The sequence below is a fragment of the Sinimarinibacterium arenosum genome, assembly GCF_005047655.1.
GTDB lineage: Bacteria > Pseudomonadota > Gammaproteobacteria > Nevskiales > Nevskiaceae > Solimonas.
In genome coordinates, this window is record NZ_SUKF01000002.1 from 383,863 (window position 1) to 408,136 (window position 24,274).

26 protein-coding genes are annotated in these 24,274 nt (G+C 62.8%); 11 read left to right on the forward strand and 15 right to left on the reverse strand.

The features are described 5' to 3' along the window. Position 1: 1 nt before the first annotated feature. Positions 2-3,163, reverse strand: a complete 3,162-nt coding sequence (locus E4T66_RS05300; RefSeq protein ID WP_136847861.1) for a beta propeller repeat protein — start codon at positions 3,161-3,163, stop codon at positions 2-4. A 248-nt stretch (positions 3,164-3,411) separates the two neighbouring features. Between E4T66_RS05300 and E4T66_RS05305 the strand changes: the two genes are divergently transcribed. Further along, entirely contained in the window at positions 3,412-4,341 is a 930-nt protein-coding gene (locus E4T66_RS05305) for a response regulator (protein WP_136847862.1), read from the forward strand. A 7-nt stretch (positions 4,342-4,348) separates the two neighbouring features. On the opposite strand, the gene E4T66_RS05310 is transcribed toward E4T66_RS05305, so the two are convergent. Both E4T66_RS05310 and E4T66_RS05315 read right to left on the reverse strand, forming a co-directional pair. Next, entirely contained in the window at positions 4,349-4,723 is a 375-nt protein-coding gene (locus E4T66_RS05310) for a DUF423 domain-containing protein (protein WP_136847863.1), read from the reverse strand. Positions 4,724-4,761: 38 nt separating this feature from the next. After that, positions 4,762-5,937, reverse strand: a complete 1,176-nt coding sequence (locus E4T66_RS05315; protein ID WP_136847864.1) for a saccharopine dehydrogenase family protein — start codon at positions 5,935-5,937, stop codon at positions 4,762-4,764. Positions 5,938-6,049: 112 nt separating this feature from the next. On the opposite strand from E4T66_RS05315, the gene E4T66_RS05320 reads away from it, so the two are divergent. After that, positions 6,050-6,781 carry a DUF2461 domain-containing protein gene (locus E4T66_RS05320; RefSeq protein ID WP_136847865.1) on the forward strand — a complete coding sequence of 244 codons (732 nt, stop codon included), beginning with the start codon at positions 6,050-6,052 and terminating at the stop codon, positions 6,779-6,781. A 96-nt stretch (positions 6,782-6,877) separates the two neighbouring features. Further along, entirely contained in the window at positions 6,878-7,315 is a 438-nt protein-coding gene (locus tag E4T66_RS05325) for a bacteriohemerythrin (protein WP_136847866.1), read from the forward strand. 24 nt (positions 7,316-7,339) lie between these two features. Here the strand turns inward: E4T66_RS05325 and E4T66_RS05330 are convergent, their stop codons facing one another. Further along, the gene (locus E4T66_RS05330) at positions 7,340-7,807 is read right to left on the reverse strand and encodes a DUF1499 domain-containing protein (protein WP_136847867.1); all 468 of its coding nucleotides are present in this window, start codon (positions 7,805-7,807) and stop codon (positions 7,340-7,342) included. Beyond that, entirely contained in the window at positions 7,773-8,378 is a 606-nt protein-coding gene (locus E4T66_RS05335; RefSeq protein ID WP_136847868.1) for a DUF2845 domain-containing protein, read from the reverse strand. The genes E4T66_RS05330 and E4T66_RS05335 overlap by 35 nt, the downstream gene beginning before the upstream one ends. Positions 8,379-8,547: 169 nt before the next feature. On the opposite strand from E4T66_RS05335, the gene E4T66_RS05340 reads away from it, so the two are divergent. The 5 genes from E4T66_RS05340 to E4T66_RS05360 all read left to right on the forward strand — a co-directional run bounded on the left by E4T66_RS05340 (position 8,548) and on the right by E4T66_RS05360 (position 13,659). Continuing rightward, positions 8,548-9,021, forward strand: a complete 474-nt coding sequence (locus tag E4T66_RS05340; protein ID WP_169577491.1) for a TlpA family protein disulfide reductase — start codon at positions 8,548-8,550, stop codon at positions 9,019-9,021. Continuing rightward, the gene (locus E4T66_RS05345) at positions 9,018-9,251 is read left to right on the forward strand and encodes a DUF4266 domain-containing protein (RefSeq protein ID WP_169577492.1); all 234 of its coding nucleotides are present in this window, start codon (positions 9,018-9,020) and stop codon (positions 9,249-9,251) included. Before E4T66_RS05340 ends, E4T66_RS05345 begins: the two co-directional genes overlap by 4 nt. Beyond that, positions 9,242-10,585: a DUF3570 domain-containing protein gene (locus tag E4T66_RS05350; protein ID WP_136847870.1), complete on the forward strand. Its 1,344-nt coding sequence runs from the start codon at positions 9,242-9,244 to the stop codon at positions 10,583-10,585. The genes E4T66_RS05345 and E4T66_RS05350 overlap by 10 nt, the downstream gene beginning before the upstream one ends. A 22-nt stretch (positions 10,586-10,607) precedes the next feature. Next, positions 10,608-11,504 (forward strand): FAD:protein FMN transferase, encoded by an 897-nt coding sequence (locus E4T66_RS05355; protein WP_136847871.1) that lies wholly within the window; start codon positions 10,608-10,610, stop codon positions 11,502-11,504. A gap of 67 nt (positions 11,505-11,571) precedes the next feature. Further along, a complete protein-coding gene (locus tag E4T66_RS05360) occupies positions 11,572-13,659 on the forward strand; it encodes a protein-disulfide reductase DsbD family protein (protein WP_248679451.1) in 2,088 nt (695 codons plus the stop codon). A 4-nt stretch (positions 13,660-13,663) separates the two neighbouring features. Here E4T66_RS05360 and E4T66_RS05365 read toward each other — a convergent pair whose 3' ends face one another. Further along, complete coding sequence (locus E4T66_RS05365; protein WP_136847873.1) at positions 13,664-14,434, reverse strand: CsgG/HfaB family protein; 771 nt, start codon at positions 14,432-14,434, stop codon at positions 13,664-13,666. 25 nt (positions 14,435-14,459) lie between these two features. Next, a complete protein-coding gene (locus E4T66_RS05370; RefSeq protein WP_136847874.1) occupies positions 14,460-15,104 on the reverse strand; it encodes a CsgG/HfaB family protein in 645 nt (214 codons plus the stop codon). A 109-nt stretch (positions 15,105-15,213) separates the two neighbouring features. Between E4T66_RS05370 and E4T66_RS05375 the strand changes: the two genes are divergently transcribed. Further along, positions 15,214-16,158, forward strand: coding sequence for an isoaspartyl peptidase/L-asparaginase family protein (locus E4T66_RS05375; protein WP_136847875.1), 945 nt, complete (start codon positions 15,214-15,216; stop codon positions 16,156-16,158). A 6-nt stretch (positions 16,159-16,164) separates the two neighbouring features. Here the strand turns inward: E4T66_RS05375 and E4T66_RS05380 are convergent, their stop codons facing one another. Both E4T66_RS05380 and E4T66_RS05385 read right to left on the reverse strand, forming a co-directional pair. Next, the gene (locus tag E4T66_RS05380) at positions 16,165-17,499 is read right to left on the reverse strand and encodes an adenylate/guanylate cyclase domain-containing protein (RefSeq protein WP_136847876.1); all 1,335 of its coding nucleotides are present in this window, start codon (positions 17,497-17,499) and stop codon (positions 16,165-16,167) included. After that, positions 17,496-19,253 carry a monovalent cation:proton antiporter-2 (CPA2) family protein gene (locus tag E4T66_RS05385; RefSeq protein ID WP_136847877.1) on the reverse strand — a complete coding sequence of 586 codons (1,758 nt, stop codon included), beginning with the start codon at positions 19,251-19,253 and terminating at the stop codon, positions 17,496-17,498. Before E4T66_RS05385 ends, E4T66_RS05380 begins: the two co-directional genes overlap by 4 nt. Positions 19,254-19,449: 196 nt before the next feature. Between E4T66_RS05385 and E4T66_RS05390 the strand changes: the two genes are divergently transcribed. Next, on the forward strand, positions 19,450-20,025 hold the full coding sequence (locus tag E4T66_RS05390; RefSeq protein WP_136848072.1) for a type IV toxin-antitoxin system AbiEi family antitoxin domain-containing protein: 576 nt from the start codon (positions 19,450-19,452) through the stop codon (positions 20,023-20,025). A gap of 33 nt (positions 20,026-20,058) precedes the next feature. Then, positions 20,059-21,003 carry a phospholipase A gene (locus tag E4T66_RS05395; protein WP_136847878.1) on the forward strand — a complete coding sequence of 315 codons (945 nt, stop codon included), beginning with the start codon at positions 20,059-20,061 and terminating at the stop codon, positions 21,001-21,003. Between the two features lie 131 nt (positions 21,004-21,134). Here the strand turns inward: E4T66_RS05395 and rplQ are convergent, their stop codons facing one another. The 6 genes from rplQ to rpmJ all read right to left on the reverse strand — a co-directional run bounded on the left by rplQ (position 21,135) and on the right by rpmJ (position 24,256). Continuing rightward, the gene (gene rplQ / locus E4T66_RS05400) at positions 21,135-21,521 is read right to left on the reverse strand and encodes a 50S ribosomal protein L17 (RefSeq protein ID WP_136847879.1); all 387 of its coding nucleotides are present in this window, start codon (positions 21,519-21,521) and stop codon (positions 21,135-21,137) included. 29 nt (positions 21,522-21,550) lie between these two features. Then, on the reverse strand, positions 21,551-22,531 hold the full coding sequence (locus tag E4T66_RS05405; RefSeq protein WP_136847880.1) for a DNA-directed RNA polymerase subunit alpha: 981 nt from the start codon (positions 22,529-22,531) through the stop codon (positions 21,551-21,553). Positions 22,532-22,604: 73 nt separating this feature from the next. Further along, positions 22,605-23,225, reverse strand: coding sequence for a 30S ribosomal protein S4 (gene rpsD / locus E4T66_RS05410; RefSeq protein WP_136847881.1), 621 nt, complete (start codon positions 23,223-23,225; stop codon positions 22,605-22,607). A gap of 16 nt (positions 23,226-23,241) precedes the next feature. Next, the gene (gene rpsK, locus E4T66_RS05415; protein WP_136847882.1) at positions 23,242-23,640 is read right to left on the reverse strand and encodes a 30S ribosomal protein S11; all 399 of its coding nucleotides are present in this window, start codon (positions 23,638-23,640) and stop codon (positions 23,242-23,244) included. A gap of 23 nt (positions 23,641-23,663) precedes the next feature. Next, on the reverse strand, positions 23,664-24,035 hold the full coding sequence (gene rpsM, locus E4T66_RS05420) for a 30S ribosomal protein S13 (RefSeq protein WP_136847883.1): 372 nt from the start codon (positions 24,033-24,035) through the stop codon (positions 23,664-23,666). Positions 24,036-24,142: 107 nt separating this feature from the next. Next, entirely contained in the window at positions 24,143-24,256 is a 114-nt protein-coding gene (rpmJ, locus tag E4T66_RS05425; RefSeq protein ID WP_136847884.1) for a 50S ribosomal protein L36, read from the reverse strand. Positions 24,257-24,274: the final 18 nt, after the last annotated feature.

The following is a 24,274-nucleotide window of genomic DNA, read 5'->3' on the forward strand; positions in this document are numbered from 1 at the left end:
GTCAGTGATGCAGCTCACGGCGATGGCGCCCGCGTAGCGTACGCAATCCGGCGCCAAAGAGCATCAGGAACACGACTGACCACGGCGTCGCACCGGAGCCGAAGCGACCGGCGTCGGGCTTGCCACCGCCCGTGTCGCCGCCACCGTCCGTCGCCTTGTCGAAGCGATACAGCTGCACGCCGCGGCCGAACGTGCCAGCGAACAGCTGGCTGTCATCACCCGGCTTGGTCACCAGCGTATTGATCGGCACCGACGGCAGATCGCCCAGCGGCGCCCAGCTGCTGCCGTCCAGATCCGACGAGATGAACACGCCCAGATCGGTGCCGACGATCAGCTGCGAACCGCGACGAATGATCGCGGTGCTGATCACCGGAGGCAGATCGCCGGTGATGTCGGTGAAATGCTCACCGGCATCGGTCGACTTGTAGACGTAACCCTCGCCCAGTTCGGGATTGGTGTCGAGGTACTGCCCGTCCGGCAACCAGCGCGCGGTGGAGTAGCCGCCGAGCACGACGTACACCGTGTTCGGATCGTCCTGGTCGATCGCGATGTCGTAGATGTAGCGGTTCGGCAGTCCGATCGCCGAGGCCTTGTGCCAGCCGTTCGCCGAGCCCTTCTGCGCCGGTGCGTCGCCGCCGACGTTGGTCGCCAGGCCGCCCTGGAACTGCGCACCCGCGCCCGTCAGATTGCACGGCCCGCAGAAACCGACGTAAACCGCATCCCCGCGCACCGCCAGCGGTCCGCGCGACTGGAACGCCGAGCCGGTCACCGCGTTGGTGCCCAGATCGTAGACGGTGGTCCATTCGGCATCCGTCGAGGCGTTCAGCGTCTCGGCCACCTTGGTGCCGGCCGCGACCAGGTGCTCTGCATCGTCCGGATCCATCCGGAACGGACTGAGGAAGTGCGCCGTACCGACGTCGAAGTCGTCCACGTACTCGTTGGTCTTGCCGCCGTCTGTGGTCCGCACCAGCGACAGCCCCGGCGTCTGGTAATAGGCAACATCGGAGTTGTCCGGATCGACCGCGGTCCACATGCCGTCGCCGACATAGATGCGCAGCTGACGCCGCGTTTCCGGCTCGATCTTGCCGGAAGCGTTGTCCTGCAGACCGTAGTAGACCGTGCCGTCCTTGGCGACGCTGATGCCGTAGTTGAACAGCGTGTAGAAGCCATGGTTGGCCCCGCTGCCCCACTTGGTGTTGTCAAAGTCGTCGACCACGGTGTCGGACGAGTACTGCTTGAACACGCCTCCGTCGTTGCCGACGATCAGCCACACGCCGCCGCGCTGTTCGTCCGGGATGTAGATCGCGTCGTGCTGATCCGGATGCGTCGTCGTGATGTAGGTATACAGACCGTCGCGGAACGGACACACCGGCGGCGCCGGACCGAGACCGAGATTGCCGAGCAGGAACAGGCAGGTGTTGCCGGCGAAATAGGTGCCGATGACCTTGAAGTCATTTGGCGTCTGCTCCAGTCCCGTTACGGGGACGTTCAGGCGGTTCTTCCAGACCTCCTCCATGCCGAAGGCGACGCGGGTCGGAATACCCAGCAACGGATCGGCCGCGGTCGGATCGGGTTTGATCCAGAGGTCGTACCAGGACTGCACGCCAGGGCCGATACCCAGCGCGACAACGGCCGCCAAGGATGAACCGGTTGCGACGCCGGCGTAGGTCAGCTCGACATCGTCGGCCATGCGAATCCAGGTGTCGCCGAAGTCCGGCGAAACGTAGACACCATTGAGCGCGGTGGGATTGAACCCTTGCGTTGCCAGCTCGCAGATGAATTGCGGATCGCCTTCCGGCAGCGCAGAACAGTCCAGCGGCAACGACGGCAAACCCTCATCCGTCGGCAAGTCCAGCACCGGAATGCCGTCATTGAGCAATACCGCGTCCTGCACGATCGCGTAGACGTAGTTGTGGTCCTGCGCCGGGCCGATCGCATGACCCATCTCGATCCGTCCGATGCGGGCCTGCGGCGCGAACCCGAACGGCACCAAGCCACCCGTCACGTTCTGCAGCTCGCCGACGCCGGTACCGACACGCGCGAAGGTGCCGGCCTTGCCGCTGTCAGAGCGATACAGGCCGTTGCCGGGCGACTGGGGCGTGCCGTCGGCGTACGGCAGCGCGCCGGACCGGAAGCCCACCGCCGCCAGCACCGGACAGCCGTCTTCGCCGCAGGCGACGTCGGTGACGCCGCCGGGCTGCTTGATCACGACATCAGTGACCATGTTGGCGAGCTGGCAGGGGCCGAGCCCGACGACGCCGGCGCACTGCTCGGACACCGGCAATGCGACATTGGTGAACGTGGTGCCGGCGTCGTCGGAGCGGAACAGCCCCATGCCGGTGGCCGCGTAGACGATGCTGGGGTTGCTCGGATCGACCGCAAGCCGCGACGCATTGGTCCCGTCGGGCAGACCTTCAGCGTGATGCCAGCTCTTGCCGAGATCATCCGACCAGTAGCCGCCGAGACCGACATACGTGTTACCACCCTGCACATGCTCACCGGTCAGCGCGATCACGCGGCCGCCGCCGGCCGAGGTCCACGCGACCGCACTGGTCACCAACGTCGGCAGCGTGTCACCGATCGGCTGCCACAGATCGCCCAAGGTGCCGACATCGCCGCCGGTTGCCTGCGACATCCAGATGCCACCGGTGCCAATGGCCACGAACAGACGCTGTGCTTCTGGATCGTAGGCAAAACTGTCGGCACGGCCGGCCACCTCGGGAATGCCATCATTGGCACCATCCGGATATGCCTCGTCGGAAACCTGGGGCCCCACGCCGTACTCTTCCCATTGCCCGGAAGCGTTGGCGATCTTGGCCTGCGCCGTTTTGAGTGCCGCCTTCTGCTCGACCGCCTTGCGCATCAGTGCCGGCGGCACGCTGCCGCGCATGCCGAGAAACTTGCTCTTTTCCTCGATTTTCTCGGCAAAGCCCTCCGGCAGCTTGCGCCAGGCGCAGAAGCGTTCGCCGAACTGCGCGCGGATCTTGGCGGCATTGGCGCGTGCAAAACCGGGATTCATCTTCTCCGATACGTCAACCGGGTCGACCCATTCGTACCCGGGTGGACAGACATCGATACCGACCAGCGCCAGACTCTGCTCGCGCCAGCGCGGCTGCAAGGCCAGTGCAACCACTCCGGCAACCGAGACAACGATCGCAGCCATCCATGCGTTCGTACGCCAGCTTCGCTTGCTCAGCTTCATTTCACCCATCCCCGAAAAAATGCCAGACGTCGTCGTCTGGCTGAAGTCTTGATCGCGCCATGCACCCCACACATCGGCGAAGTCATTCTGCCATCGGCGCCGATCATGCAGGCCTGAGTGGAACCCCCGAAATGTGTTAATTGTTTGTTAACGACACATGCGCCGGTGTGCAGTGCTAGATTGCAGATACGCAACTCTGGAGCTGCTGGATGGACCCGCGAACTGCACTGGTCGTCGACGATTCGAAATCAGCTCGCTTCGCGCTGCGCAAATCACTGGAACGTCACGGCTTTCAAGTGGCGACCGCCGAAAGCGCTCGTGACGCCTACCTGCATCTTCAGCAGCATCTTCCCGACGTGATTTTTCTGGATCATGCGATGCCTGAGGAAGATGGCTTCGCTGCGCTGCGGCGCCTGCGGGAGCAACCGCAGACCGCCGCCATTCCTGTGGTGATCTGTTCGTCTTACGACGATGCCCGTTTCGTCGAACAGGCGCGCGAACGGGGCGCTGTAGCCGTGCTGCCCAAACCGCCGACGCCCGAAGCGCTGCAAGGCGTGCTGGATGAGCTACCGGAACTCGCGACGGCGGCACCGGAACCTCCCGTGCAGGCCACGGTGACGGACGCCGGCATTGAGCTCGACACTCAAGATCCGGGGCACAGCGCGACATCGGCTCCGGCTGAGCCCGAATCTCCCGAGGCAGAAGGCGATTCATCCTCTGACGACGACGCGGTTTCCAACCAGCGACTGGAGCGCGCAATGACGGACCTGCGCCTGCATATTGACGCGATCCACAGCAGCCCCGCGAGCAGCCACAGCGCAGATGATCGCGATTTCGCTCGCCTGAACGCGCGAGTTGACGAACTGGATCGCCGTGTCAGCTCAGCGTTGGCGACGCAGGCCACTGCCCATCGCCAGGCCATCGAGCAACTGCAACTGGAGCATGCGGAAGCGATGGAGAGCCTGCGCCGACATCAGACTGACGCGCTGGAACAGGTGCGACGTCAGGCAGAACGTGATCTGGCAGCCCTGCAAGCACAACTGACCGAGCAGATCGATGCAGCGATGACGATGGCCCGGGACCAGGCCTATGCGCGCGTCGCCTCAGCACTCCGCAACGCGTTTCCTCCTGCCGAGTAGGAAAACCTCAGGCGCTGCGCCAGACTGCAAGCAGTAGCAGCAGCCATCCGGCCAGAAACAGAACACCGCCAATGGGCGTGATCGCCCCGAGCACGCGTACACCGCTGAGCGTCAGCGCATACAGGCTGCCGGAAAACACCAGCACGCCGCCGGCAAAGCACCCCCCGGCCGCCGCGAGCGGCCCCGGCGTCGGCAAGACCCGAAAGAGAACGCCAACAGCCAGCAACGCGAACGCGTGATACATCTGGTATTCGACGGCGGTTTTCCAGATCGCCAGCATGTCCGGCGCCACGCGCGCGCGCAGTGCATGCGCGCCGAACGCCCCCAGCGCCACACCCAACAGTCCGTAGACGGCGCCCAGCGACAGAAACAATTGGCTCATGGTGTAGCTTTTTCCGGAATGTCCGCAGCTACTGTACTTCAGGTCGCGTCGACCACACGAAAGCCGATGCCCCGGTGGCGCAGGCGTTCGATCAAGTTGTTGCCCATGGCCTGTACCGGCGTGATCACACCGGCGCTTCGAGGCAAGCGGTCGAAGGCCAGACACAACGCGGATTCGGACAGCATCTTCGACGTTTCGCCATAGCCGGGATCACCGCCGCTGACCTCACAGCGCACATGGTGTCCACCGCCCTCACCGAGGAAGGTGATCTTGAACCAGCCCTTGGCACGCTGCGCTTCACTGGGGCCATCTCCGCTGGCACGCAGCGCGAGCAGCCGCTTGCGTGTCATTTCCAGCTGGCTGCCGGCCACGACCGCTCCAGTGGCGGCCACCAGTCCGGCCACAGTGCCAATCCGCTTGATCTGCAGAAAATGACCGTAGCGGAAATCCGGTCCGTAGCGGTCGATGGCGGCGGCACTGCGCCGCACGATCTGCGGATCGATCGTCGGCATGGGCAGCGCCCAGGTGCCCAGCGCATCGATGAAGCGCAGTCCATGCCGTACCGAGCCGATCCGGCGGTCGACCGGCCAGCCCTCCTCAGCCCGGCGCTGACGCTGCACCGAGATGTACTTCGGCAGCCGCGAAAACGCGGTCACCGCGGAATGCAGGGTGCCTCCGGAGATCGCGCCGCCGGCGCGCACGAAACCCTGCACCTTCAACGGCACGTCCTGCGGCAGCTGCTGCACGGTGAACCAACAGCCCAGATCGTGTGGAATGCTGTCGAAGCCGCAGCAGTGCACGATGCGCGCGCCGCTGGCGCGGGCGCTGTCGTGATAGCGCAGCCACATGCGATCGACAAATTCCGGCTCTCCGGTCAGATCGACGTAATCAGTCCCCAGATCGGCGCAGGCATGAACCAGCGGCTCGCCGTATTCGATATAGGGCCCCACCGTGCTGATGACGACACGCGTGGATCCGGCCAGTGCGCGGATCGACGCCTCGTCGTCAACATCGGCATGCAGTACGGCAGGCGGGTTGGCGCCGGCGACGGAAGTCAGATCCTGTCGCAGCTGCTCCAGTTTCTCTGAGTTGCGCCCAGCCAGAGCCCAGCGCAGGCGCTCGCCGCCGTGCCCCGCGAGATATTCAGCGGTCAATCGGCCGGTAAAACCGGTCGCCCCAAACAGCACGATGTCGTAGTCGCGCGACTTGTTCATTCAACTTCCTCTCCGCCCCTGTATTCGGGGTTCGCTGGTGAATGATATCCGGCGACCGCCTCACCGCGCTTGTCGTAAAGTTCGGCTCCTGACATCGAGGGGGAAGCGACCGATGGCCGCAGCAACCGCTTACTACACGCCAGAAAGCCTGCGCTTCCTGCGCTCGCTGGCGCGCAACAATTCGCGTGAGTGGTTTACCGCGCACAAGGCCGAGTACGAACAGCATGTGCGCCAGCCCAGCCTGCGATTGATCGCGGATCTGGCTGAGCCACTGCAAGCCATCAGTCCTGAATACATCGCCAGCCCCAAGCCGGTCGGCGGCTCGCTGTTCCGGATTCACCGCGACACCCGCTTCGCGGCCGACAAGACGCCTTACAAAACGCACATCGGCATGCGCTTCTATCACGCCGCCACTGTCGCCACGGCACGCGGCAGCGACGGCAATGCTGCCCCCGGCCGACTCGATGCACCGGTGTTCTATCTGCACGTGGAACCCGGCGCCAGCTTTGCCGGCGGTGGCATCTGGCATCCGCAGCCAGAGACGCTCAAGCGTGTGCGCAACTTCCTGCTCAACAGTCCGGTCAGCTGGAAGCAGGCCACAGAGAGTGCCGCGTTTCGCAAGCAATTCGCGCTCGGTGGCGACTCGCTGTCCCGGCCGCCGCGCGGCTACGACCCCGAACACCCGATGATCGAGGACCTCAAGCGCAAGGACTTTGTCGCGTCGTCACAGTTCAGCGACGATGACCTCATGCGTCCGGACTTGGTCAAACAGCTGATCAAGCGCTATCAAGTCATCACGCCGATGATCGACTGGCTGTGTGGCGCGCTGGATCTGGAGTTCTAGCCGGCGCCCGGCAGCACGGTCACCGGAACCGGGCAGGCCTATACTTTTATGGCTGGCGCACGCGCCGGCGCCGTTCACTTACTGAAATCGAATCGCATGCACAGCAAACCCGCGCTCGAATGGTCCGACAGCTACGCGCTTGGCTATCCGCCGATGGACAGCACGCACCAGGAATTCGTTGTCCTTGCGCGCGCAGTACTGCTGGCCGCCGACGACACCATCGCCGAGCGCATGGACGCGCTGGCCACGCACACGCAGGCACATTTCGATCAGGAAGCCGAGTGGATGACCAGCACGGCGTTTCCGCCGTCGCAGTGCCATCTCGACGAACACGAAGCGGTGCTGAAGTCTGTTTACGAGGTTCAGCAGCAACTCGCCAGCGGTGAAAACGGCGCCATCGACACGGCGCGCTCACTGGCCATGGAATTGCTCAAATGGTTTCCCGGCCACGCTGCGTATCTGGACTCCGCACTGGCGCAGTGGATGGCCAAGCGCGCCTATGGCGGCGCACCGATCGTGTTTCACCGGAGCTGAACTTCCTCCGGGGCGAAGCCTCGTCTACCGCGGCTGCGCGGCCATGAAGCGCTCGCGAAGGGTTTCGATGCGCTTGCGATTGGCGCCGAGATCCGAGTAGCCCAGACGGCTCGACGAGCGCAACTGGATCACCGACGCGTCGGCCGGAAAAACGAATTCCATGTCGTCGACATAGCGCATCAGCGCCGTAGTCGCGGTGGCATGAACGTAGTCCGGCGTATCCGTTGCCACTGCCACGCCCGGCATGCCCTTCAGCGCACCGATCAGGGTGGCATGCGCAACCCCGCGGTCACCCGCATAGCGCAGAGGCTCGATCGCGTATGTCGGATCATCGGACAGCGAAGAGACGCAATGCCGCGCCCCGCACGGCTGCAGCTGACCGTCGGCACCGCGCAGACTGGCGCTGCCCATGCCACAGGCGCTCAGCGTCAGTGCCGCAAGCGAGATCGATGCAAGCTTAAGGGTCAAAACCGCGGCGACCGGTCTGGACATCGACGACACTCCCGTTTTCCAAGGTGACGATGCGCAGCAACTGGCTGGCACCAAAGTTGAAGATCCACTCTTCCCGATAAACGCGTACGACCGAATTGTGGAGAGCGCGCAGATCCGGATGATGCGCACCATGTGCCGACAAGGGCTGCCACAGCGTATCCGCAGACTTGGTCAATGGCTCGCCGCAGCGCGACAGCAAGCGATACTTGCTCATGCCCGGTCGAATGTCACTGTAAGCACAGGAACCACTGCCGCCCGGCTTGGCGAAGCCGTAACCCTCGGAGTCGATGCGGTCCAGACGACCGTTGCTGAAGCGCAGCAGCCGCAGCAATTTGCTGGATCCGAAGTTGTAGGTCCATTGCTCCTGCGGAGGCAGATAACCGGGGCTGTACGTGCCGGGCGGCGACCAGACATCGCGCAGATCCGGCTCACCGCAGGCCGCAATCACTTCGGCAGCCAGCATGCCTTCGCTGACCAACCGCGAACCGCAACGCATCGATCCTGCTGCTTGCGTCTCCAACGGCGCAAGCAGCAGAACCAGGACCAGTCCTGCGAGGCTGCGGATCAGCATGGAGTGTCCAACCGGGCTTTCATTCCCGCATTAGACCGTGCCGCGGCACCCTGCGGCAATCTGCGCAACTGGGCATTGCCGATACCATGCAGTGCGGGCCATGCACCTGCTGTTGACCGGATGTTTACACGGCCCTTGGCACCTTCGCCGCCAGTCTTCCGGAGTTCTCATGCTCAAACGTCTCACTGCGCTGCTGCTCGGCGTCCTGATAGTTCCCGCGCTGGCGGCTGCCGCAACGCCAAAGCCGGTCCCTGTTGACGAAGCCTTGAAGCCTTATGCCGGCAAAATCGTCTACGTCGACTTCTGGGCGTCGTGGTGCACCCCCTGCGCCGAATCCTTCCCCTGGCTCAACACGCTGCAGACCAAGTTCGGCCCCAAGCTGGTTGTGGTCGGCGTCAATGTCGACGAAAGCGATACCGCCTCGGCCCGCTTTCTGAAACACCATCCGGCAGGTTTCGACGTGATCCGTGATGCCCAGGGCAAGATCGCCGAGCACTACAACATTCCCGGCATGCCGACTTCGCTGATTCTCGACGAGCAAGGCCGCGTGCTGCACGTGCACTCCGGCTTCCTGCCGGAACGCATCAACGAATACGAAGCCGCAATCCGCGCGGCGCTGAATCATCAAGGAGACTCGAAGTGAAGCGCAGTTCCGTATTGATTCTGGCGCCGCTGCTGGGACTGGGGCTGTGCGCCCTGTCCGGCTGCAGCAGCATGGGTGCCAAACCGTGGCAACGCGCTGCACTGTCGCGTCCGGACATGCAGGTCGACGCCGATGCCGTGCAAGCCGGCCTGGACGACCATATCTACTTCAGCAAGGAAGCCTCCAGTGGTGGACGTGGCTTCGGTGGCGGAGGCTGCGGATGCAACTGAACAACGCGCAGGACAAACGCCGCGCACTGACCGCAGCAACGCTGACGCTGCTTGGCGGCGGTGCGGCAACCACCGCACATGCCGAAGATCCGGCTGGGACCTGGGACATCGACACCGCGGTGCTGGTGTACAGCGAAAGCGACAGCCGCGTGCAGGCCGTCGAACCGGTCGTCAAGGGCACCTACAGCTTGGGCGGCCGACGCTATTTCACCGGCAAGCTGGTACTCGACACCTTGACCGGCTCGTCACCCAATGGCGCGACGCCGGCATCGACACCGCAGACATTCTCAGGCGCATCCGGCACCACTGGCGGCTACACCACCCCAGCCTACGCCACACCGCTTGACGACCGTTTCAAGGACACGCGCGTTGCCGCGGTGCTCGACTACAGCTTCCCGGTGTCGGACAACGGCACACTCGGCGTCGGTGTCAACGGCTCCAGCGAATACGACTTCCTGTCGCTCGGCGCCAATGTGCGCTATGCGCATGACTTCTTTCAGCACAACACCACCTTGAGTACGGGCCTGAGTTTCGAGTCCGATACGATCGATCCGGTGGGCGGGGTGCCGTTCCCGCTGGCCGAGATGGCAGCCAGTAACAGCGGCGGCGGTGGCGGTGGCGGTGACAATGAGAACGAGGACGACGACGATCACGACGGCCGTGACGATGGCGCCAGCGATACCAAGACTGTCACCGATCTGATGCTCGGCTGGACCCAGGTGCTGGATCCGTACAGCCTGTTTCAGCTGAATTTCTCGCTGAGCAGTTCCAGCGGCTATCAGAACGATCCGTACAAGGTCCTGTCGGTGGTCGGCAGCAATGGCGAACCGCTGCGCTACGTCTACGAGTCGCGTCCGGACAGCCGCACCAAGAACGCGGTGTATGCACGCTACAAGCGTCTGCTGTTCGATCGCGACATCGTCGATGTCTCCTATCGCTACATGACCGACGACTGGGGCATCGATTCGCATACGGTCGACCTGGCCTATCGCTGGGGCTTCAGTGAGCACCACTACGTCGAACCGCACCTGCGCTGGTACAGCCAGACCGCGGCGGATTTCTATCGCGTCGCGCTGTACGATGGCGAGGAGAACACAGTCGACTATGCCAGCGCCGACACCCGCCTCGCCCAGTTCGATGCGTATACGGCGGGCTTCAAAGTCGGCAGTGCCAACCGCCGCGGCGGCGACTGGAGCGCACGACTGGAATGGTATCAACAGACCCCAACGGTCAGCGGCGTCCCCGATCAGGCAGCGCAAGGCCTGTCGAAATTCGACCTGCAACCGAACCTGTCCGCGGTGATGCTGACGCTGGGCTATCACTTCAAGTGGTAGCGACGCGCGGCGTCTTGCTCCCATGCTAGACGCCGCAAACGTTCACGTAGCCACCGCCTGCGGCGGTGGCTACGTCGGTCGCTTTCTGGCGATGGCGTCACCGTGCGAAGTGCTGTGCTGCGACGCTGGCGCCGAAGAAACCGAGGCGCTGACACGAGTCGCAGCCACGGAGGTGCTGCGCATCGAGCAGCACTGGAGCCGCTACCGCAATGACAACGTGGTGTATCGGATCAACACCGCGGGCGGCGCGGCGGTCCAAGTCGATGAGGAAACGGCACGCTTTCTCGACTATGCGCAGCACCTGTACCAGTTCAGTGACGGCCTGTTCGACGTCACCAGCGGCGTGCTACGTCGAGTCTGGCCCTTCGACGGCTCGGATCGGGTGCCGACGCAGGCGGCCATCGATGCCGTCTTGCCCTTGGTTGGCTGGCACCGCGTCCGCTGGCGTTCGCCGGAACTGCAGATGCCACCGGGGATGGAAATCGATTTTGGCGGGATCGGCAAGGAATACGCAGTGGATCGCGCGTTGAAATGCCTGCGCGAGCAGACATCGAAACCGGTGCTGGTCAACTGCGGCGGCGATCTGGCGGTCAGCGGACCGCGCAGCGACGGCAGCCAGTGGCAGGTCGGCATCGACCTGCAGCAGCCCGGCAGTCCTGCACCGACAGTCGGCCTGTCCTCCGGGGCCATCGCCTCCAGCGGCGACGCCCATCGATTCCTGCTCAAAGGCGGGATACGCTATCCACACGTACTCGACCCCCGCAGCGGCTGGGCGGTTGTGGGCGGTCCGCGGACTGTGACTGTCCGCGCGGCGAGCTGCACAGAAGCCGGGGTGCTATCGACTCTGGCACTGCTGCACGGTGCCAACGCCGAATCTTTTCTGCGCGAACAACTCGCCGACGCAGCCGTCTGGTGGTGAACACCACGCTGAACCGCAGCGCTTGCACGCGGTCTATCCCATTCGTGACAACAACTTGAAAATGAAAATGAAACGCTTGCTGTTGCCGTGGCTGTCGGCACTGTTGCTGGGATCGCTGGCCACATCGCCTCTGCACGCCGCGCCCGTCAGCACCCCGGAAGTCGAAGCCGAACTGATCGCCGAGAACACCGCGCTGGTTCCAGGCGAAAACTGGGTGGCACTGCGGCTGCGTCCGACCCCGGAATGGCATGTGTACTGGCGCAATCCCGGTGACTCCGGCATCCCCACCAAACTGCAATGGACCCTGCCCGACGGCGTGACGGCCGGCGAGATTCAGTGGCCGTATCCGCATGCGGAATCTCTGGGCGATCTGACCAACTACGGTTACAGCACGGAAACCCTGCACCTTGTTCCGCTGACCGTGTCCCCGGATTTGAGTGCGAAAACACTCACCCTCAAGGCAACTGCCAGCTGGCTGGCCTGCCGCGACGTCTGCGTACCGGGCAAGGTCGACCTGAGTCTGAGCCTGCCCTTCGCCGCCCAGACCCACGCAAACCCGGACTGGACGCCGAACTTCGCCGCTGCGCGCGCGCAGTTGCCACAGCCCGCGCACGACTGGCCGGCGGCGTTTTCTGTCGACGGCGGCAGTGTTTCGCTGCGCATCGAAGCGGACCAGCTGCTCGGCGCCGAACATCTGGCGTTCTTCCCGTATGCCAATGATCTGGTCAACCATGCGGCGCCAGCACGCATCGCACACGACAGCGATACCGCGGTACGTCTGAGCCAGTCCCTCAGCGAATACTTCGTCGACCCGCCAGAGACCGTCGACGGCGTCCTGGTGGTTGAACGCGATGGCCAGTCCCGCGCCTGGGAGATACAGGCCCGGCCCGGCACGGTGGCGATGGTCAGTGAACCCGAGCTGCGCGCACCGCCGGCGGCCGGGATCTCGGCCAGCACCGCAACCCCTGCCGTTGCTCCGGGTTTCCTGCTGGTGTTGCTGTTCGCGCTGCTCGGCGGTCTGGTGCTCAACCTGATGCCCTGCGTGTTCCCGGTGCTGTCACTGAAGGCATTGTCCCTGGTGAAGGGCGGCAATCACGATGCATCTGAACGTCGGCGTCAGGTCTATGCCTATACCGTCGGCGTGGTCGCTTCATGTGTGTTGGTTGCAGCCGCGATGATCGGCTTGCGTAGTGCCGGCGAAGCCGTCGGCTGGGGCTTCCAGCTGCAGTCGCCGGTGTTCATCGGCATCCTCGCCTATGTGATGTTCGCGCTCGGCTTGTCCCTGTCCGGGGCCGCGCAGTTCGGCATGGGACTGATGGGGTTGGGCAGCGGCCTTGCCGCGCGGCCCGGCCTGTCCGGCTCTTTCTTCACCGGCGTGCTCGCCGTCGTCGTCGCCAGCCCCTGTACGGCGCCATTCATGGGCACGGCAATGGGCTACGCGATGACCCAGCCGACCTACGTCGCGCTGACGGTGTTTGCAACGCTGGGCCTCGGACTGGCGCTGCCGTTCCTGCTGATCGGCTGGTTTCCGCAGTTGGCCGCACTGCTGCCGAAACCCGGCGCCTGGATGGAGCTGTTCAAACAGTTCATGGCCTTCCCGCTGTACCTGACCGTGGTCTGGCTGCTGTGGGTGCTGGTGCGCCAGACCGACGCGCAGATGATGGCGCGTGTGATGATGGGACTGGTGCTGATCGCGTTCGCCATGTGGCTGTGGAACCGCAGCGGGCCGTTGTCGGCCTCACTGAAGCTGGGCGCACTGGCCGCAGCAATCGGCCTGCTATTTGTTGCACCGGTGGCCTCGATCGGCGGACCGAATCATGGCGACACCGCCGAGGCCTGGTCACCGCAGCGGGTTGCCGAGCTGCGCGCCGACGGCCGCACGATCTTCGTCGACTTCACGGCGGATTGGTGCCTGACCTGCAAGGTCAACGAACGTGTCGCGCTGAAGTCCAGTCGGGTTGAGCAGCTGTTCACCGATCGCGACGTCGCGGTGCTGGTCGGCGACTGGACGCGCTCAGACCCGGCGATCACCGCAGAGCTGGCACGCTTCGGCCGTAACGGCGTGCCCCTGTATCTGGTCTATGTGCGCGGGGGCGAACCCAAGATGCTGCCGCAGCTGCTGACGCCGGAGATCGTCGCCAAGGCGCTCGAATGAACCCTCAGTTCGCTGCGGCGGCGATCTTGTCGACCGCCGCAGTGGACATCTGCTGCAGCGCCTGCTCCAGCGGCGTATTGCGGAACAGACGCACGAGGCCGGGCAGTTTCAGCACGTCATGCCCGACGTCGAAGTAGCCGGTGAAATCCAGACCCAAGCGCCAATGGCGGCCTTCAACCGAGGTGGCATTGAGCACACGCCCGGTGCGCACGTCGACCACGCGCAGATCCATCGCGATATAGCCGCGCGCTGCGCGCAGCTGCAGGATGCCGAAACCGTCGTCCTTGCCGATCGGAATCGGAATTGGCAGGGCACCTCCGCCCAGCCCCGGATCAATCGCGGTCACGGCCCCCACCACCAGCAGATCGGCACCTTCGAGACTTGCAGGCGGCTTGACCGTCGCCGTTCCATCGTCCGGCGCCAGTGCAAACACCTGCTCCGACAGCACGTCATCCAGGCCGTCGCGTTCGAGCACGATGAAGCGGTCCGATGCGAACAGATCGGTCGTGATCATCTGCCGGATCACTTCGAGCAGCTGCGCCGACGTGGTGCGGGCATCGTCAGGCAGGCGTCGATTGGTCGCCGCAACCGCCGAGCCGAGCGAATCGTCGCTGCCGGTATGGTCCAGCACGGCAGCAATTGCGATGCGCGGTCGTGCATCGGCATCCAGCGCCCTGAGCGTGTCTACGCGCGCGCCGCCGCCGCGGGAGATTTCCGCCGTCGGCGCGCAGGCTCCCGTCAGCAGGCAAAGCGCCAGCGCGAGCGTTGCACGCATGACCAGGATCTGCAGGCGTGCGGAGTCAGAGCTTGGTATCGGCGATGTACTGAACTGCGGTGTCGATGCAATTGCGGATCGCCTGCTCCATCGGCGTCTTGCTGTACGCACCCAGGCCGATCGGCAGATCGCTCAGGGCGTACGTGAAGCCGACACCGGCGTTGCGCGAGGTACCCTCGACCGTGGTCGCGTTGACGATGCGTCCGGTCCTGACGTCAACGATGCGCAGGTTGATCGCCATGCATGCCTTGCGCGTAGAAGCCAGCAGCACCGAACCGCCACTGCAATCCGGCTCGAACTCCGTCACCGAACCGCGCACGATCAGCTCCGCACCCTCCAGCTGACCGACCGGTGCCACCGTCGAGGTATCGAAACGTCCGGTCGCGGCCAGATCCTGTTCAGCGGTAACGTCGTCAAGGCGCGCGCGCTCCAGCACGATGAAGCGATTCGAATTGAACAAGGCGGCATTGAGCATGTCCGCCAGGCCACTGCCGATTCCGGGCTTGCCTCGAAAATCGAAGTCGCTGACCGCAATCCGCAATTTCGGGCCCTGCGCAGGCTCAGCCTGGGCCTGACGGATACCAGGTCCGGCACTTGATACCACCGTGGCCGACGAACCTGCACACGCGCCCACAAATACCACCGCCAGCATTAGCATCACGCGCAGCATCGGATTCTCCGGAACGATCGAGGATCGTTTAAGTTAACGCGAAATCCCGAACCGCGGCTGAACAACCGTCAACGACAACCCATCGCTAACCCTGACTCGCACTACCTCTATGATCCGATTGGCCCTGCATGGTGGCGCCGGCGATCTCGCCGTCGACCAGACCGATACCACTGAACAGCGTGCTGCGCTGCGGCGCATTGCCGAAGCCGGACGCGCCATGCTGCAAGCTGGCGCCAGTGCAGTCGATGCCGTCGAGCAGGTGGTGGCGTTGCTGGAAGAATGCCCTCTTTTCAATGCCGGAGTCGGCGCGGTACTCAATCGCGACGGTCAGCCCGAGCTGGATGCTGCCATCATGTCCGGGATGGATCGCGCCTGCGGCGCCGTCACCGGCATCATGCGAGCGAAAAGCCCGGTGCGTCTGGCGCGAGCGGTAATGGAACGCTCGCCACACGTGATGTTCATGGGAACGGGTGCCGAGGCGCTGAACCGCGAACTGGGGCTGGAAGAAGTCACCCCGGATTACTTCGTCACCGAAGCGCGCTTTCATCAACTCAAGCGCGCCCATGAACTGGGTCTGATCGGCCTGGACCACGATGATGCCCTGAAGTCCGGAGCGGAGACCGACAGTGCTGCATTCGGCACCGTCGGCGCGGTTGCTCGCGATGCCCATGGCCACCTGGCCGCTGCCACCAGCACGGGCGGCCTGACCAACAAGCATCCAGGAAGAATCGGGGATACCCCGATCATCGGCGCCGGCACCTTCGCCGATGATCGCAGCGCCGCAGTGTCATGCACCGGGACCGGAGAGAGTTTCATCCGCAGTGGCTTCGGCTTCGAGATCCACGCCCGCATGAGCTACTGTGGATGGACACTCGAACGGGCCTGTTGCGAAGGATTGGAGGAGGTTCGCCGTCTTGGCGGCCGCGGCGGCAGCATAGCGATCGATCATGAAGGCTATCTTGATCTTTCGTTCAACTCGGCCGCCATGTTTCGCGCCTGGGTTGCCGCCGACGGCATCGTGCGGGTGGCCGTTGGCGAGAATGATGTCGACTGAGTGCTTTCAAGCCACCGAAGCAACAGCTGCGGAATCAGCTTCAGCGGAGGGATCGGCGGCGTAGTGCACAACCGGAAGCGCGTAGCCTTTCAGCAGAATCGGCGCACGTGATGCCAGCCCTGCGCTACCCCCCAGTTCCGCGGTGCGCGCATCGATCAGAATCTCACCATCTGCAGCCTGTTCGCACAATCGCGAAGCCAGATTCACAGTCGATCCGACCGCGGTGTATTCCAGACGCGACGAAGAACCGATCACCCCCACCGTAACCACCCCGGTCGCGACGCCGACACCTATCCCGAGGGGCTGGCCCGGCCGGCTCCAACGCCGGGTCAATGCACCGCCCCGCTCGCGGATGCGTCGCGCGAGCTGTACGCCGCGACGCGCGTGATATGCCACCGGCAGCGGCGCACCGACCAGAATCAGAATGCCGTCACCGGCGAAATCCTTGATCGTGCCGTTGTACTCGGACACGATCTCTCCGACTGCGTCGTAGTACTCGCGAAGGACTGCCAGCACCTGCGTGGTCGATTGGGCAGCGGCATAAGCGGTGAATCCGCGCAGATCGCAAGCGACCACCGTGATCTCACGCTGCGACTCACGCATGGCCTGTTCGAGTCCGCGTTCAGCGACCAGGCGCGCCACCTGCGGCGACAGGAATCGAGACATGAACTGTCCGCGCTGACCCTGTAGCTCGTGGTAATGCACCGCACCGATGAAAAAGATCATCTCGCCCACAGCAGACGTCAGCGCTGACCAATCCAGCGGCAGCACAAAACCGCTGACGAAAAACGGGGTCGCCAGCGCCATCGCCAGCACTCGAACCGCTTCGGCACGGTCAGGCTTCCGGTTCAGCAGCAGCAGAATGCCGAAGAGTCCGGTCAGCATCGACAGCAGGATGGGCGACATGAAGATCCAGAACACCGGACTCGTCACAGGGGCAAATCCGTCGGCACCGCGACCAAAAGCTTCAATGCGTTGCGCCGGCAGCGCAATCGACAACACCCCGTACACCACACCCGCCACCTGTCCCGCCCGCAGCGCATAGTCCCCTGCACGCGTATCGACATCAATCGCGACCGGCAGCGTCCGCCGGACGCGCAGCACCCACTCCAGCACGCTGATCATTGCCACACTCTCTGGCAAGGCAAACCAGCCAACCCACGCCGGAACCGTGCCCATACGCTGCAGCACCACGACGTTCAGATAAACCGACAGTCCGATCGCGACAAAGGCCGTCGCCAGCGCCTGCGACGTCCGTGAATGACGATCTGCTGAAACGAACGCAATGCCAAGTCCAAGCGCAACCACAGCGACGATGACATGTGCCATCGATCCGATCATCGCGGCCGATCCTGCTCGAACAATTGTTCAAGTTCGCGCGCTGCCTCTTGCGCGGTCTGAATCACCAATTGCTCGTCGTGCTTCACCGCATGCTGGCGCCGCAAGGTCGCTTCATCGTGCTTGCTGAACATCTCGACCACTCTGGCGGCCTCATCTGCGGTCTCTCCCAAGGTCGTCAGAATTTCGCGGCTCATCTCCAGCGACGAATAAAAACTGCGGCGAATGATCAACTTGGCACCCATGTCCATCAGCAGCATCGCATGCTGCCGGTTCAGTGCCACGGCATAAATCGGCAATTTTGGAAAGTGCTCGCGAACCACTGAAGCAACACGCAGCGAGGCTTCAATATCCGGAATCGTCAATACGAAGAGACGCGCCTGGTCCGCATGTGCGGCACGCAGCAGCTCCAGACGACCGGCATCCCCGTAGAAGATTTTGTTCCCGAAACGCCGTACGAAATCCACCTGCTCGGAATCCTTGTCGAGCACGGTGAACGGCACCTGTTTAATTCCCAGGATGCGAGCGACGATCTGTCCGAACGGGCCGAAGCCGGCAATGATCACGCTGTTATCCGCTGCGTCGATCTGGTCATAGGGCCGCGATGGATCCGGCCTGTCACGCCATCGCGTCTGCAGCGCATAAAGCGCTGGCGTGGCAATCATCGACAAGGTCACAACGAGCACAAGCTGCGCAGTCAGCTGGCTGTCAATCAGACCGGCCACTGTGGCGGCACTGAACAGAACGAAGGCGAATTCGCCGCCCTGCGGCAGCGCGCTAGCCAGGGCACGCGCCGATGATGCCGGCAACCCTATATAGCGCCCGAGGCCGAACAACACGATCGCCTTGATCGCCAACAGCAGCACGACCAGACCGAGCACGTTCAGCGGCTGTGACGCTAGCTGACCGACATCGGCGGACATTCCGACCGCAATGAAGAACAGCCCCAGCAGCATGCCTTTGAACGGCTCGATATCGGCCTGCAACTGATGTCGATACTCCGATTCCGACAACAGAACTCCCGCGAGAAACGCGCCGAGCGACATTGACAGGCCTACGGCGTCCATCGCCAACGCCGTTGCGATAACGATCAGCAGTGCCGCCGCGGTCAGCAACTCCGGCGTCTCGGCCGCAGCGACCATCCGCAACGCCGGCCGTACCGCATAACGTCCGCCCCAGATGACGATGGCGAACACCCCCAAGGTCTTCAGCGTCTCCATCCAACCTTGCCCATGACTGCCATCGTCGGCCTCAGGCGCGAGCAGCGGAATCACCGCAAGCATTGGGATCACCGCAATGTCCTGGAACAGCAGGATCGAAAACGCGGCACGTCCGTGCCGCGTCGAAAGTTCCTTGCGCTCCGCCAGTAGCTGCAGTACCAGCGCCGTCGACGACATCGCCAGTCCGAAGCCGATGGCCACCGCAACCTGCAGCGACGGCGCACCGATCCAGAGCGCCGCCACCGCAAGCAGCATTCCGCTCAGCAATACCTGTGCGCCGCCCAGGCCAAAGACCATGCGTCGCAACGTCCACAGTCGGCTCGGCTGCAACTCCAGTCCGATCAGGAACATCAGCAGGACGACGCCGAACTCGGAGAAATGCAGGACTTCCTCAACCTGCCCGACTAGGCCCAGGCCGGACGGACCAATCACTGCCCCCGCGGCAAGGTAACCCAGCACCGCCCCCAAGCCGAGACGCCTGAACAGCGGCACAAATAGGACCGCAACGGCCAAAAATAGGGCGATATCGAGCAACATGGCTTAAATTATTGGCTACATTTTTCCTATAAATGTCTAATTATTACATTATGTTACGTTAAATAATTCATGCAAGGATTGAAGACCGTTTCTCGAGCTCGGATAATGACGGCGTTTCAAAACATACACACTTATTTAATCTTGCGGGCGTTATGCACAGATGGACGAGCACAGCAAGTCCGAACGCATCTTACAGATGGCGCATAAGCTCGGCGTACTGCGGCCGAAGGACCTCGTTCCTTATGGCATTCAGGCCGAGTACCTGCGTCGTTTGTGCGATCGTGGCCTGTTGAAAAAACTCGGTCGCGGCAGCTACGTTCCCGCAGACGCACGACAGTCTTCCGGACTGGCACTGGCAATCGTTGCTCGTGCAATTCCCAACGGCGTGATTTGCCTGCAGTCGGCGCTCGCTTTTCACGAGATCGGCGACGACAACCCCAATGAAATCAGCGTTGCTATTGAGCGACGCGCGGCCAAACCGAGGGTCGAATTCCCCCACATTCGCGTTGCGCGGCTCGGCGGACCTGCGTTCGTCGAAGGCGTTGAGACACACCAGATCGAAAACGTCAAAGTGCGTATCTACAGCCTTGAAAAAACACTGACGGACCTGTTCAAGTTTCGTAACAAGATCGGCCCGCATGTCGCAGTCGACGCTCTGCGTACGGCATTGGCGGAGCGCAACGTCAACATGCGCAAGCTGTGGCACTACGCTCGCCTGTGTCGGGTTGAGCGTGTGATGAAGCCGTACGTCGACGCGCTGCTGCCCTCTTAGGCACTGCCGCACTCAGGGAGAGAGGACGAGGACGTGTCCAGACTTGTTTGTCGTCGGTACATCGGTGCATTCAGCGGAGCATTTCTGGGGATTACGGCTGCAGCGGCCGAGCCCGCAATCGAAATCAGTGGCCCCGAACTGCCCAAAGCCACTGCTTCCGCACTCAACGAGTCTGCCAGCGCAGAACCGCAAGAATCGCGCACACAGGAGGCTGAAGGACGCGACGTCTTTGGCAATCTGCGTCGCGACAGCGACGCTTTCACGCTCGTCAATGAAAAGCACGGTCTCTCGCTGCACAAACCAATGTACCTGATTCCGGCAACCTGGAGCCCGCAATACCGCTCTAGCAATACCGAGGTACTGTTCTCGATCAGCCTCAAACAGCGTCTGTTCAATCGCAATCTGTTTTTCGCCTATTCACAGCGCTCGTTCTGGCAACTCTACGACGGGGCCAACTCTCGACCTTTTCGAGAAACCAACTACAACCCCGAATTGTTCTATCGCTGGAAGCCGGAATGGAATGATGCGCCAGGCCTGGGCTTCGACCTCGGCATCGACCATGAATCCAACGGCAAGGATCTACCGGAATCGCGCAGCTGGAACCGCGTTATCGGCGCGGTGTTTTACGAAACCGATCGCGAGCTGATTCACTTGCGGGCCTGGTACCGGCTGCCGGAGGACGAAGGCCGCGCCGCTGACGACCCCAAGCGCGACGACAATCCGGACATTCTGCACTACATGGGCTACGGCGAATTGCGCCTGCAACGCAAATTGTTCGGAGAAGCCAAGCATATGGCTTCGCTGATGCTGCGCGGCAACCCCACAACGGGCCGAGGGGCGATTCAGTTCGACTACAGCGCGCCATTCTCGGACTACGCCTTCCTGAATCTTTATATCTGGAACGGCTACGGTGAAAGCCTGGCTGACTACAACCAGAGCGTGACACGGATCGGCATCGGACTGATGCTCGCGCGTTGATCACCAGTGGCGCGGCTTGATAAGACGCCCGAAAATCGCCTCGATAGGGTACTGAAGCGCTGCGTAAGACTGTATGGCCCAACGAAAACGGGCGCCAAAGGCGCCCGTTTTCAACCGCAATGTGCGAAAGCCTACTCGGCTTCCACCGCCGCAGCTGCCGGCGCGCGATCCACCAACTCAACGTAGGCCATCGGCGCATCGTCACCCGCTCGGAAACCGCAGCGCAGGATGCGCAGGTAGCCGCCCGGACGCGCCTTGTAGCGAGGCCCCAATTCATTGAACAGCTTCTGCACGGCGTCGCGATCGCGCAGACGCGAAAACGCGATGCGGCGGTTATGCACCGAGTCATCCTTGGCGCGGGTGATCAGCGGCTCCGCAACCCGGCGCAATTCCTTGGCCTTGGGCAGCGTGGTCTTGATCAGCTCGTGCTTGAGCAGGGCCACAGTGATGGCCTGCATCGTGGCCTTCCGGTGGGAGCTGGTACGGCCGAACGTGCGGCCTGACATCTTGTGACGCATGGCTATATTTCCTTAAAGCAGCAAGAGCGTCAGGCCGAAACCTTCGGCGACGACCAGTTGTCGAGCTTCATGCCGAGTTCCAGCTCGTGCGACTTCAACGATTCCTTGATCTCGTTGAGCGACTTCTTGCCCAGATTCGGCGTCTTCATCAGCTCCATCTCGGTGCGCTGCACGAGATCGCCGATGTAATAAATGTTCTCGGCCTTGAGACAGTTGGCCGAACGGACCGTCAGTTCCAAATCGTCGATCGGACGGAACAGGATCGGCGACAGTTCTTTCTTGCCCGGCACTGCAGTAGCCTGCTGGGCCTCAGCTTCGAGGTCAACAAACACGCTGAGCTGGTCGCGCAGGATGCGAGCCGACAGCCGCACCGCTTCCGCGGCGTCGACGCTGCCGTTGGTGTCCACGTCAAGGATCAGCTTGTCGAGGTCCGTGCGCTGGGCAACGCGAGCGCGCTCAACACTGTAACTCACACGACGAACCGGGCTGTACGAGGCATCGAGGCGCAGCACGCCAATGCCACGACCATCCTCTTCCCGCACGGCGCTGACCGCCGGCACGTACCCACGGCCACGCGTGACCTTGAGGGTCATGTTGAGCTTGCCGCCGGTCAGATGCGCAAGCACCAGATCCGGGTTGACGATCTCAACGTCGTGATCCAGCTTGATATCGCCGGCGGTGACGACGCCATTGCCGGACTTCTCCAGGCGCAGGGTCGCTTCATCACGCGCATGCATCCGCACTGCGATGTTCTTGATGTTCAGCAGGATGTCGAGGACGTCTTCCTGCACGCCTTCAACCGCGCTGTACTCGTGAACGACACCTTCGATCTGAACCTCGGTGACCGCTGCCCCGGGGATCGACGCGAGCAGGATGCGACGCAGCGCATTACCCAGCGTGTGCCCGAACCCGCGTTCCATGGGTTCCAGCGTGACGCGAGCGCGGTTCGGCGACAGCGCTTCGACATCAATCTGGCGCGGCTTCAGCAGGTCGACGACAACGTTCTGCATGTATGACTACCTCGTATTGAATCAGGGCCGCGCCCCGGGATTAGCCCCAAGGCAACGCCCCGAACAAACTTCTTTACTTCGAGTACAACTCGACGACGAGCTGCTCGTTGATATCCGGCACGATCTGATCACGGGTCGGAACGGCCTTGAAAGTGCCCTTCAGGCCCTTCTCGTCGACTTCAACCCATTCCGGCAGACCAACCTGGCTGGCGATCGACAGTGATTCCGCGATGCGCGTCTGGGCACGCGAAGCCTCGCGCACTTCGACAACGTCACCGACGCGAACCTGGTAGGACGGAATATTCACCGGCTTGCCGTTGACCAGAATCGCCTTGTGCGACACCAGCTGACGGGCTTCAGCGCGGGTGCGCGAAAAACCCATGCGATAAACCGTATTGTCCAGACGCATTTCCAGCAGCTGCAACAGGATCACACCCGTTGAGCCCTTCTTCTGCGCCGCCTTCTTGTAATAGTTGAGGAACTGCCGCTCCAGCACACCATACATCTGCTTGAGCTTCTGCTTTTCACGCAGCTGCAGTGCGTAATCCGACAGACGGGTTTTGGCAGCACCATGCTGACCCGGGCGGGTCTCCATGTTGCACTTGCCGTCCAGCGGACGCGCACGCGACTTCAGCAACAGGTCAGTGCCTGCGCGACGGGACAGCTTGCACTTCGGACCGATATAACGAGCCATGTCTTACTCCTGATCCTTACACGCGGCGGCGCTTGGGCGCGCGGCAGCCGTTGTGCGGAATCGGCGTCACGTCGGTGATGTTGGTGATCTTGAAGCCGACCGCATTGAGCGCGCGCACAGCGGACTCGCGACCTGGCCCCGGACCCTTGACCCGCACTTCGATATTCTTGACCCCGTGCTCAGCAGCCGCCTGGCCCGCCTTGTCCGCAGCGACCTGCGCGGCGAACGGCGTCGACTTGCGTGAGCCCTTGAATCCGGCGGCGCCGGCGGTGCTCCACGACAGAGCGTTGCCCTGACGGTCGGTGATCAGAATGATCGTGTTGTTGAAAGAGGCATGAATATGCGCCACCGCATCGGTGACGTTCTTCTTGACCTTTTTGCGCTTGGCCGTAGAGGCCTGGGAAGCGGTTGCCATATCTTAAGTTCCGAGAGTGCTGATTACGCTTTCTTTTTGCCAGCGATCGTCGCGCGACGCGGGCCCTTGCGGGTGCGGGCGTTGGTCCGCGTACGCTGACCCCGCACCGGCAGACCGCGACGATGACGCTGACCGCGGTAGCAACCCAAATCGATCAGACGCTTGATGCTCATCGACACTTCGCGGCGAAGATCGCCTTCGACGATGTACTTGCCGACCTCGGTGCGAAGCAATTCCAGCTCGCCTTCGGTCAGATTGCGAATCTGCGCGGTCGGATCAATGCCTGCACCGGCGCAGATTTTCTTGGCGCGCGTGGCGCCGATGCCGTAAATCGCGCGAAGAGCGATTACAGCGTGCTTGCGATCCGGGATGTTGACGCCCGCGATACGTGCCATAGGAACAACCTCGACTTAAATCCGCGCAGAAAAGCCGCGCATTGTATGGGAAATACTTGAATCCTTCAATCCCGACTAAACGGAACGCCTTTGCCAGGCGACCGCAATTAGCCCTGGCGCTGCTTGTGACGCGGATCCGAGCAAATGATTCGCACCACACCAGCGCGACGGATCACCTTGCAGTTCCGGCACATCTTCTTCACGGAAGCACGGACTTTCATGACTTAAAACCTCTCGAG

Excerpts from the sequence above, each read along its gene's own strand:
- E4T66_RS05300 (WP_136847861.1), bottom strand. The coding sequence starts at position 3,163 with ATGGCTGCGATCGTTGTCTCGGTTGCCGGAGTGGTTGCACTGGCCTTG.
- E4T66_RS05305 (WP_136847862.1), top strand. The coding sequence starts at position 3,412 with ATGGACCCGCGAACTGCACTGGTCGTCGACGATTCGAAATCAGCTCGC.
- E4T66_RS05310 (WP_136847863.1), bottom strand. The coding sequence starts at position 4,723 with ATGAGCCAATTGTTTCTGTCGCTGGGCGCCGTCTACGGACTGTTGGGT.
- E4T66_RS05315 (WP_136847864.1), bottom strand. The coding sequence starts at position 5,937 with ATGAACAAGTCGCGCGACTACGACATCGTGCTGTTTGGGGCGACCGGT.
- E4T66_RS05320 (WP_136847865.1), top strand. The coding sequence starts at position 6,050 with ATGGCCGCAGCAACCGCTTACTACACGCCAGAAAGCCTGCGCTTCCTG.
- E4T66_RS05325 (WP_136847866.1), top strand. The coding sequence starts at position 6,878 with ATGCACAGCAAACCCGCGCTCGAATGGTCCGACAGCTACGCGCTTGGC.
- E4T66_RS05330 (WP_136847867.1), bottom strand. The coding sequence starts at position 7,807 with ATGTCCAGACCGGTCGCCGCGGTTTTGACCCTTAAGCTTGCATCGATC.
- E4T66_RS05335 (WP_136847868.1), bottom strand. The coding sequence starts at position 8,378 with ATGCTGATCCGCAGCCTCGCAGGACTGGTCCTGGTTCTGCTGCTTGCG.
- E4T66_RS05340 (WP_169577491.1), top strand. The coding sequence starts at position 8,548 with ATGCTCAAACGTCTCACTGCGCTGCTGCTCGGCGTCCTGATAGTTCCC.
- E4T66_RS05350 (WP_136847870.1), top strand. The coding sequence starts at position 9,242 with ATGCAACTGAACAACGCGCAGGACAAACGCCGCGCACTGACCGCAGCA.
- E4T66_RS05355 (WP_136847871.1), top strand. The coding sequence starts at position 10,608 with ATGCTAGACGCCGCAAACGTTCACGTAGCCACCGCCTGCGGCGGTGGC.
- E4T66_RS05360 (WP_248679451.1), top strand. The coding sequence starts at position 11,572 with ATGAAACGCTTGCTGTTGCCGTGGCTGTCGGCACTGTTGCTGGGATCG.
- E4T66_RS05365 (WP_136847873.1), bottom strand. The coding sequence starts at position 14,434 with ATGCGTGCAACGCTCGCGCTGGCGCTTTGCCTGCTGACGGGAGCCTGC.
- E4T66_RS05370 (WP_136847874.1), bottom strand. The coding sequence starts at position 15,104 with ATGCTGCGCGTGATGCTAATGCTGGCGGTGGTATTTGTGGGCGCGTGT.
- E4T66_RS05375 (WP_136847875.1), top strand. The coding sequence starts at position 15,214 with ATGATCCGATTGGCCCTGCATGGTGGCGCCGGCGATCTCGCCGTCGAC.
- E4T66_RS05380 (WP_136847876.1), bottom strand. The coding sequence starts at position 17,499 with ATGATCGGATCGATGGCACATGTCATCGTCGCTGTGGTTGCGCTTGGA.
- E4T66_RS05385 (WP_136847877.1), bottom strand. The coding sequence starts at position 19,253 with ATGTTGCTCGATATCGCCCTATTTTTGGCCGTTGCGGTCCTATTTGTG.
- E4T66_RS05390 (WP_136848072.1), top strand. The coding sequence starts at position 19,450 with ATGGCGCATAAGCTCGGCGTACTGCGGCCGAAGGACCTCGTTCCTTAT.
- rplQ (WP_136847879.1), bottom strand. The coding sequence starts at position 21,521 with ATGCGTCACAAGATGTCAGGCCGCACGTTCGGCCGTACCAGCTCCCAC.
- E4T66_RS05405 (WP_136847880.1), bottom strand. The coding sequence starts at position 22,531 with ATGCAGAACGTTGTCGTCGACCTGCTGAAGCCGCGCCAGATTGATGTC.
- rpsD (WP_136847881.1), bottom strand. The coding sequence starts at position 23,225 with ATGGCTCGTTATATCGGTCCGAAGTGCAAGCTGTCCCGTCGCGCAGGC.
- rpsK (WP_136847882.1), bottom strand. The coding sequence starts at position 23,640 with ATGGCAACCGCTTCCCAGGCCTCTACGGCCAAGCGCAAAAAGGTCAAG.
- rpsM (WP_136847883.1), bottom strand. The coding sequence starts at position 24,035 with ATGGCACGTATCGCGGGCGTCAACATCCCGGATCGCAAGCACGCTGTA.
- rpmJ (WP_136847884.1), bottom strand. The coding sequence starts at position 24,256 with ATGAAAGTCCGTGCTTCCGTGAAGAAGATGTGCCGGAACTGCAAGGTG.